The following is an 8502-nucleotide window of genomic DNA, read 5'->3' as shown; positions in this document are numbered from 1 at the left end:
GGCAGGTCGTGACGCGCCAGCCGCTCCACGACGACCTCCGGCGGGCAGGGCAGGCCCGTCACCGGGTCGAGGTAGCGCGGATAGGCGATGAGCGCGGCATGGACGAAGGCCGCGAGCGTCGGCCGCGCCCGGCGGCGGGGCGGCTCGGGGAAGAGATCGCGCGTGAGTCCCCATCCGGCGTAGAAGGGCATCCCGAGGCAGGTCACGGGCCTGCCCCGCATCAGCGCCTCGAAACCGAGGGTCGAGGTGATCGTCCAGACCTCGTCGACATGCTCGATCAGCGTCGCGGGGCTGACGCGGCGGACGATGGCGTCGGAAAGCCGCTCGGCCGCCTTCAGCGGCGCTGCGCCCGGCCTGAGCCCCGCCTCCACGTCGGGATGGGGCTTGTAGATCACCACGGCGTCGGGGTTCTCGGCCCGAACCCGCTCGAGGAGCGCGAGATTCGTGTGTTCCCGCCCCGCGCCGAGGCGGATCGACGCGTCGTCCTCCACCTGTCCCGGCACGAGGATGCGACGCCCCTGCGGAAGCTCGGGCAGCGCCTCGGCCTCGAGGTTGTATTTCGTAAGCCCCGCCCGGACGATCCGCGCCATCAGCCGCTCCGCCCGCCCCTCGCCGCCGGGCGGCGGGCCGGCTGTGACCAGCCGCTCCAGTTGGCTCTCGCCGGCAGGGTCGTAGTAGATGCCGACGGGATCGGCGACGAGCGAAAGGGGCGGGACAAGCTCGGCCCCGAGGCCGCGCGAGCGGAGGAACCCGTCCTCGACCCGGGCCAGCGGGATGTCCCCCGCGAAGGTGGCGAGCGGCCCCGCTTCCGCCGCGCCCCAGAGGAGGAGCCCGCGCCCCTCGGTCCGCGCCCTGGCCACCGCACGTCCGGGGTCTTCCTCGAACACGAGCGGGCGTTCCCGCCCGAAGACTTTCTGCAAGTGTGGCCGCTTCCAGAGCCGCATCCCCACCGCGACATGGCCTCGCCGGTCCTCGCGGAAGGCCCGCACCTCGGCCTCGAGCTGGTCCACGGCCTCCTCGAAGGAACAGAGCCGGTCGCGGCAGGCATCGTACCAGGTGGGCGCGAGGATCATCGCGGCGGCGAAGAGCTGGGCCCGGGTCAGCCGGCGTTCACGCCGGGCCACCGGGTTCTCGTCGGCGGTCAGGCCCCAGCCCGCGTAGAACGGCTGGCCGAAGACGCGGGGGCGATGGCCGGCGAGGATCGCCTCGAACCCCAACTGGGAGGAGACGGTATAGACCCCGACGGCCCCTTCCATCAGCCGCCAGGGCGAGACGGGCGCATCAAGCAGCGTGATCCGGCCGTGCGCATGGCCCTCGTTGTAGTGCCCCGGCCGCTTGCCGGCAGCGGTCTCGGGATGGGACTTGATGACGACGCGGGCACCCGGGTGTTCCTCCTGCGCGAAGACCAGCATCTCGCGGAAGGTGGAGGCGGAGGCGCCGCCCCATTCGATCGAGGCATCGCCCTGGGTCTGGTCGATCACCAGCACATAGCCCGGCGCCGGCACTGGCAGGGCCGGGTCGAAGGCGTTGTATTTCGACAGGTGCGCGGCGCGCAACCGCTCGATCCCGTCGCGGGCGCGGGCAAGGACCGCGCCGTCGTCCAGAGGGGCGGTGGCCAGGATGCGTTCCAGCCGCGAGGGGTGGGAGGAGTCGAAATGCACGCCGAGATCGTCGATCAGAAGGCCGAGCGGCGGACCGCCGCCATCGCGGCCCGGCCGGACAGAACGGAGGAAGGCGTCCTCCACCCGCACCACGGGCGTCTCCGTCCATTCCGAGACGGCCTCGCCACGGGGTGCGGTGGGGCTCCGGCCCCAGACACCGACGCGGTCCGCGGCGCCCGCAGGCTTGCCGAGCCGGAGGTCGTAGCCGGCAAGGGTGAGGATGCGACGGATGCGCGGTTCGGTCAGGAAGCCGCCGGAGAACACGAACAGCCGCCGGGAAGCCTCGGCCGCGGCGGCATCGGCGGCGCCCGCGGGCATCAGTCGGCGACGTTCGACACCGATCGGGCGGAATTGGCCGCGCCCGTCAGTGCGGCGAGCGTCTTGTGCCACTGGACGTAGGGCGCCTCGGTGACATAGATCGTGTCGTCGTCGCGGATCATGAAGTCGCGCGCGTTGAAGATGCCCGATGGCTCGGTCAGGTCGAGCACATAGGCCATGCGGACCGGTCCCGCCAGATCGCCGCGGCCAAGCACCGCGTTGGCGATCTCGGGGGCCTCCTCGCGCAGGACGAAGACGCCGGTCGGGTCGGCGAAGTTGGTCGAGAGGCCTCCGACCTGGGCGATGGCCTCGACCGCCGAAAGCTCCTGCGTCTCGAACTGCACGCGGTGCTGCCCACCCGTTGCGCCAAGCGCGGTGAAGGCGCGCTGGTCTTTCTCGACGAGGATGATGTCGCCCGGTCTGAGCGCGATGTCGTAGCGCGGATCGTCGTAGAGATCGGTCAGCCAGACCGTGCTCGTATGCGTGCCGCGGGTGATGGTGATCTGGGCGATCTCGGGCTGGATCACCACGCCGCCGGCCCTGGCGATCATCGCCGCGAGCGTACGCGTCGGCCGCTCGATCGGATAGACGCCCTGGGCGCCGACGCCCCCCATGACCGAGACGGTCGCTCCGTCGCCGGCGAGCCGCGACACCGTGACCTGCGGGTCGGGCGTCTGGCTTTCGAGCTTGCCGGTAATGACCCGTCTCAGCGCCTCGGGCGTGTTGCCCGCGGCCTTGATCCGGCCTGCGTAGGGCACGAAGATGTAGCCGTCGCCGTCCACCTGCACCTGTTGCAGCGTGGTCGAGTTCAACCCCTGAGCGGCGAGAAGTCCGTTGTCGACGTTTTCCCAGACCGACAGGTTCAGCACGTCGCCCGGGCGGATATCGTCCGAACCGACGACGCCTGCTCCCAAGAAGCCGTTGGTGAAGCCGAGGGGCGGCACGACCGACGCCGCTCGGGCGACCTCGGCATCGACGCTGACGATGAATGCGTCTCCCGACTGTTCGACGGAACTCTTGTAGATTTCGCGCTTGCTGGGACCCGAGCGTGGCAGACCGCAAGACGCCAGAAGCGCCGCAACGGCCAATAGTGCCGCCCCACGCGCCCAGCGGGTCGAATACATCCTCACGCTCAGGCTCCTCTTGACGGGAAACTGCCTCAAGTCCGGACCGAGCCTAATGAAACCGCAGTGGCTTTTCCAGCGGTACTATTGCGAGCGCGCCAACTGTTGCCGTGCTGCCGCTTTGCCCTCGACCAGCGCGTCGTAGGGATCGCGCGGCGCGAGGATCATGTCGACGACCTGGCGGAGGAGGAATCGGCGCCCCTGCGCGGAGTAGAATCCGCCGGGGACCTGCGAGGTTTCCAAGAGATAATGGCGGTAGTCGCGGTAGGCGCGCTGGTCGGGCCGCTGCGGATCGGCGAAGAACTCCGGCAGCGTCTGGGAGGAGACGAATTCGGGCTTGGCGTAGACGGCGCGGCCGAAGGCGCGCAGCGGCAGACCGCGCCAGAGTACCTGCTGGCCGGCGGTCGAATTGACCGTCACCGCGCTCCGCGCCCCGTCAAGGAGCCGCGCAAGCTTGCCGCCGCGGACAAGGTGGACGCGGTGTCCGATCCCCAGGCGGCGCGCGCCGTCGCGCACCGCTCCGCCGATGTTGGCGCGCCCGTCCTCCAGGGGATGGGCCTTGAAGACGAGGTGGTGGTGCGGGGCCGCGCCGGCCGCGAAGCCGTCGAGGCAGAGCGTGATGAACTCGGTCATCGACCCGAAGTCGGAATGGGTCCGGAAGCTCGCGTCGTGTTCGAGCTGCAGAAGCACGAGGTGGTACGGAAAGGCGCCGCGGCGGATGCGCCAGGTCGCCAGCCGCCGTTCCAGCCGGTGCACCGGCATGAGGAGGAGCCGGCGAAGGTAGAGGCGGAACTCCTCCGTCACGCTCACGCCGCGGTGCGGTCGGAACCCGGCGTAGCCGCGGTTGAACGCGAGCACGAGGAAGTGATAGAGCGCGCCATAGAAGATGTGCTCGCGCATGTCGCCCCAGTGCGCGGGGGCCTTCGGCATCTCCATCTCCGACCGCGCCAGCGCCGCGCGCATCCCCGCCACCGAAAGCGTCATCAGCCGGGAGTGTCCGTTCGATCCGCCGCGCTCGTAGGTCGCCCAGTAAGGCCTGAGATAGCCTTCCTCGAAGACATGCACGGTGATGCCGCGGGCCTTCGCCTCGCGGATCGCCTCGGCGTGGATCGGGCGGGCGTCGCCGTAGAGCACAAGGTCGGTGATCGCGAGCCGGTCGAGGTGGTCGGCGCAGGCGGCCGGCCAGTCCTCCGGCTGGCCGGTGTAGGGAAGATATCCCTCGCGGCCCCAGAAGACCTCGTCGCCCCTGTTGAAACCGACACGCCAGACCTCGGCGCCGGCGGTTTCGAGCATCGCGCCAAGCTTGCGGAAGAACGGTCCGTGCGGACCCTGAAGCATCAGGACCCGGCGTGTCGTCCGGCCATGTCCCTCGGTGTCCTTCACTTTCCTCCATCCCCACAGCTCCTTGTGGCTTGCCGTGCGGGGGTTGTCACGTGCCATCGCGCCATATCGCATCGCTTTGGCAGGACTGTGGCAGGGGCGGCGCGCGCCCTTGCGACGTCGCGCGGCCGGGGGTAGGCAGGTGGAAAGAGGAGGTCCGCTATGTTCACCGGGATCATCACTGACGTGGGCGAGGTTCTCGCGCTCGATCAGGCGGGCGATCTTCGCGCGCGAATCGCCACGCATTTTCCCGTGGCCGGGATCGACATCGGCGCCTCCATCGCCTGCGACGGGGTCTGCCTGACGGTGGTCGCCGTTGGCGAGCATCCGCGCGGCTGGTTCGACGTGCAGATATCGGCCGAGACGGTGTCCAAGACCAACCTCGGCGGCTGGCATGCGGGCAAGCGGCTCAACCTCGAACGTGCGCTGAAGGTGGGCGACGAACTGGGCGGCCACATCGTGTCCGGCCATGTCGATGGCGTGGCCGAGATCGCGGCCATGCGCGACGAAGGCGACAGCACCCGCTTCACCTTCTGCGCGCCCGTGGCGCTCGCCGGGTTCATCGCGCCCAAGGGGTCGGTCGCGCTGAACGGCACCTCACTCACGGTGAACGAGGTCGCCGGGGCGGAGTTCGGCGTGAACATCATCCCCCACACCAAGGCGGTGACGACCTGGGGCGAGGCCAGGGTCGGCGACCGGGTCAATATCGAGATCGACACGCTCGCACGTTATGTCGCGCGGCTCAGGGACTGGTCCGGGGCATGACACGGGCGGGCGCCGGCCGGGGACACAACGGCGGCCCGACGGTGGAGCCCGCCTCCGCCTGGCGGCGGTATTGCTGGCAGGCTGCGCGTGCGGCGCTTCTGCCGAAGCTGCCCATCGAGATCGTGCGCCTTCAGGTACGGCGCGCCGCCGAAATCGGCCTCGACTACCGAACCTATGCCGGCGTGCGCGCGACGACGGGGCATGACCTCGTGGCCTTCCTTTTCTCGACCAACGCGCTCCGCCTCCTGCGTGACGGCGACCGGCTGGCGGCCGGGGATGCCGAAAAGCTTGCGGGCCTGCGCCACATCCGACGGCTCGTGGCGACGCAACCGCCGCTCGACCCCGGGCGCATCCGTCGGGCCCTTGAGGGGCAGGGCGTCGCGGTCGACGCCGCGGCCCGCGCGCCGGGACTTAAGGACGGCTGGGGCGAGACGCGCGCCGCACTCGCCGTCCTTCTGGCCGAGATCCGCGCACCCGCTGACCGGGTGCTCCTGGTCGGGGAAACCGCGCTGGAACGCGAGTGGGTCGGCGCGGCGCGGCTGGCGGGGTTCCTGCCCGGCGACCGCTACTTCGGCCGCCCCGGCACTGTTCGGGGCTGAACAGCGCCTCCGCACTGGCAAACCCCGGCCGCTTGGGCTATCGCGGGCAGGAACAAGCCGGAACCGCAGCCATGACCGATCCTCTCGACGATCTGACACGCGCCATCTCTCCCACCGAGGAGATCATCGACGAGGCGCGCAACGGGCGCATGTTCATCCTGATCGACGAGGAGGACCGCGAGAACGAGGGCGACCTCGTGATCCCCGCGCAAATGTGCACGCCCAATGCGATCAACTTCATGGCGACCCACGGGCGCGGTCTCATCTGCCTCACGCTCACCTCGCAGCGGATCGACGCGCTCGGCCTCTCGCTGATGTCGACCAAGAACTCCTCGCGTCACGAGACGGCCTTCACCGTCTCGATCGAGGCGCGCGAGGGGGTGTCCACCGGCATCTCGGCCCATGACCGGGCGCTGACCGTCGCCGTGGCGATCGACCCGACGAAGGGGCCGGCCGACATCGCGACGCCCGGCCACATCTTCCCCCTGCGGGCGCGGGACGGTGGCGTGCTCGTCCGCGCCGGCCATACCGAGGCCGCGACCGACATCGCGCGGCTCGCCGGCCTCAACCCCGCCGGAGTGATCTGCGAGATCATGAACGAGGACGGCACGATGGCGCGGCTGCCCGACCTCGTCGGCTTCGCGCAGCGGCACGGGCTCAGGATCGGCACGATCACCGATCTCATCGCCTACCGCCGTCGCCATGACAACCTCGTGCGCGAGACGCTGAGGAAAACCGTCACCTCGGCCCATGGCGGCGACTGGACGATGCGCATCTTCACCGACGTGACCGAGGGAACCGAGCATGTCGTGCTGACCAAGGGCGACATCACCACGCGCCAGCCGGTTCTCGTGCGCACCCATGCGCTGAACGTGCTGGAAGACGTGCTGGCGCTCGGTCCCGCGCCGGAGGGAGAACTGGCGCGCGCCATGAAGATCATCGCCGAGGAGGGGCGGGGCGTGGTCTGTCTCTTCCGCGATCCGCAGGCCAAGCTTCTGGCCGAGGACGAGGACGACGGGCCGCGTACGGTCAAGCAGACCGGGCTCGGTGCGCAGATCCTCTCCTCTATGGGCCTTAAACAACTGATCCTGCTGACAGATTCGCCGCTCACCCGCTATCTCGGGCTCGATGCCTACGACCTCCACATCGCTGGCACGCGGCCCATTACGAAAGGCTGACCCATGGCCGGATCCGAAGCCCATTACACGCTGCCGCTGCCGGTCTTCGACAAGCCGGTGAAACTGCTGATCGTCGTCGCGCCCTATTACCGGGACATCGCCGACAATCTCGTCGCCGGGGCGCGGGCCGTGGCCGCGAGGGCCGGCGCCGCAGCCGATCTGGTGGAGGTGCCGGGTGCGCTGGAAATCGCGCCGGCGATAGGCATGGCCTTCCGCATGGCCGACTACGACGGTTTCGTGGCGCTCGGCTGCGTCATCCGGGGCGAGACGACGCATTACGACACGGTCTGCAACGACAGTTCGCGCGGCCTGACGCTTCTGGGATTGAACGGCGCCTGCATCGGCAACGGCATCCTGACGGTCGAAAACCGCGACCAGGCCGTCGTGCGCGCCGAGCCCGCGGGCCAGGACAAGGGGGGTGGCGCGGCGGCGGCGGCGCTGCACCTCGTCGCACTTTCCCGCAAATGGGCGCGCCAGACGAAGGGGATCGGCTTCAAGCCCGCGGGCGAGGAGTTCCGCATCGCCAGCGCCGCCGGAGGCACGGAGAGGCCATGACCGGAGACCGCAAGCCCTCGGCGGCCGAACACCGCCGGATGCGTTCGGCCGCCCGGCTCTACGCCGTGCAGGCGCTCTTCCAGATGGAGGCCGCGGGCCAGACCGCCGAGAAGGTCGCGCGCGAATTCGAGACGCACCGCTTCGGCGCGATCTACGACGAGGACGAGATGTCCGAGGGCGATCCCGATCTCTTCCGCCGGCTGGTGGGCGAGGCGGTCAACTGGCAGGCGAAGATCGACCAGATGACCGACCGCGCGCTGGTGGCGAAATGGCCGATCGACCGGATCGACCCGGTCCTCAGGGCGCTTTTCCGGGCGGCAGGGGCCGAGCTGCTCGATCCCGCCACCCCGCCCAAGGTCGTCATCACCGAATTCGTCGATGTCGCCCGCGCCTTCTTCCCCGACGGGCGGGAGCCGAAGTTCGTCAACGCCGTGCTCGACCACATGGCGCGCGAGGCGCGGCCCGAGGCGTTCTGAGCAAGGCGCCGCCGATCGCGCGGCTGCGACGCTTCGACACTGGCGGCGGCTCCTCTGCGCCCCTATTCTTTGCCCAACCGAGGAGCCGCCCATGCCCGATCTTGTCCGTCTCTACATCCGCAACGTGCTCATCGGGTTCGCGCTTTCAGCGGTCTTCGTCGGCGCGCTTCTGGGGCTCAACGTGGCGAACCTCTGGCACCTCGTCTCCACCTCGCCGATGGGCTGGGTCGCGGGCCTGATGCTCTTCGTCTTCAACGGCATCGTCTTCGCCGGCGTCCAGTTCGGCATCGTGATCATGCGGATGGAGGACAAGGGCGGCGACGGCGGGCGCGGCAGGAGAATGCCGGTCGGGCCGGCGGTGCCCGCGCTCGCCCATGCCACCGTCGGCACGCGCAGGGCGCAGCGCCGCGACTGATCGCTCACGGGTCTGTCGGGCTGAGGGGGCG

General features: G+C 69.9%; 9 protein-coding genes. 6 read left to right on the top strand and 3 right to left on the bottom strand.

Annotated elements, in window-relative coordinates; genetic code table 11:
- The 3 genes from ACMUOO_RS07880 to ACMUOO_RS07870 form a co-directional block, all read right to left on the bottom strand.
- Positions 1 to 1979, bottom strand: a 1979-nt coding sequence (locus ACMUOO_RS07880; protein WP_413854989.1) for a capsular polysaccharide biosynthesis protein, incomplete at its 3' end; no start/stop codon positions are given.
- Positions 1979 to 3103, bottom strand: a complete 1125-nt coding sequence (locus tag ACMUOO_RS07875; RefSeq protein WP_301919658.1) for a polysaccharide biosynthesis/export family protein — start codon at positions 3101 to 3103, stop codon at positions 1979 to 1981. The genes ACMUOO_RS07880 and ACMUOO_RS07875, both read right to left, overlap by 1 nt.
- Positions 3104 to 3187: 84 nt before the next feature.
- Positions 3188 to 4441, bottom strand: coding sequence for a capsule biosynthesis protein (locus tag ACMUOO_RS07870; RefSeq protein ID WP_301919657.1), 1254 nt, complete (start codon positions 4439 to 4441; stop codon positions 3188 to 3190).
- A 204-nt stretch (positions 4442 to 4645) separates the two neighbouring features.
- Between ACMUOO_RS07870 and ACMUOO_RS07865 the strand changes: the two genes are divergently transcribed.
- From ACMUOO_RS07865 to ACMUOO_RS07840, 6 genes are all read left to right on the top strand, one after another.
- The gene (locus tag ACMUOO_RS07865) at positions 4646 to 5248 is read left to right on the top strand and encodes a riboflavin synthase (RefSeq protein ID WP_301919460.1); all 603 of its coding nucleotides are present in this window, start codon (positions 4646 to 4648) and stop codon (positions 5246 to 5248) included.
- The gene (locus tag ACMUOO_RS07860) at positions 5245 to 5847 is read left to right on the top strand and encodes a hypothetical protein (RefSeq protein WP_301919459.1); all 603 of its coding nucleotides are present in this window, start codon (positions 5245 to 5247) and stop codon (positions 5845 to 5847) included. Before ACMUOO_RS07865 ends, ACMUOO_RS07860 begins: the two co-directional genes overlap by 4 nt.
- Positions 5848 to 5918: 71 nt before the next feature.
- Positions 5919 to 7025 (top strand): 3,4-dihydroxy-2-butanone-4-phosphate synthase, encoded by a 1107-nt coding sequence (gene ribB / locus ACMUOO_RS07855; protein ID WP_301919458.1) that lies wholly within the window; start codon positions 5919 to 5921, stop codon positions 7023 to 7025.
- A gap of 3 nt (positions 7026 to 7028) precedes the next feature.
- On the top strand, positions 7029 to 7580 hold the full coding sequence (locus ACMUOO_RS07850) for a 6,7-dimethyl-8-ribityllumazine synthase (RefSeq protein ID WP_301919457.1): 552 nt from the start codon (positions 7029 to 7031) through the stop codon (positions 7578 to 7580).
- A complete protein-coding gene (nusB, locus tag ACMUOO_RS07845) occupies positions 7577 to 8056 on the top strand; it encodes a transcription antitermination factor NusB (RefSeq protein WP_301919456.1) in 480 nt (159 codons plus the stop codon). Before ACMUOO_RS07850 ends, nusB begins: the two co-directional genes overlap by 4 nt.
- 91 nt (positions 8057 to 8147) lie before the next feature.
- Positions 8148 to 8471 (top strand): hypothetical protein, encoded by a 324-nt coding sequence (locus ACMUOO_RS07840; protein ID WP_301919455.1) that lies wholly within the window; start codon positions 8148 to 8150, stop codon positions 8469 to 8471.
- Positions 8472 to 8502: the final 31 nt, after the last annotated feature.

This window comes from Albidovulum sp., assembly GCF_041919395.1.
Classification (GTDB): domain Bacteria; phylum Pseudomonadota; class Alphaproteobacteria; order Rhodobacterales; family Rhodobacteraceae; genus Albidovulum.
This window is presented reverse-complemented; position numbering and strand designations above follow the sequence as displayed.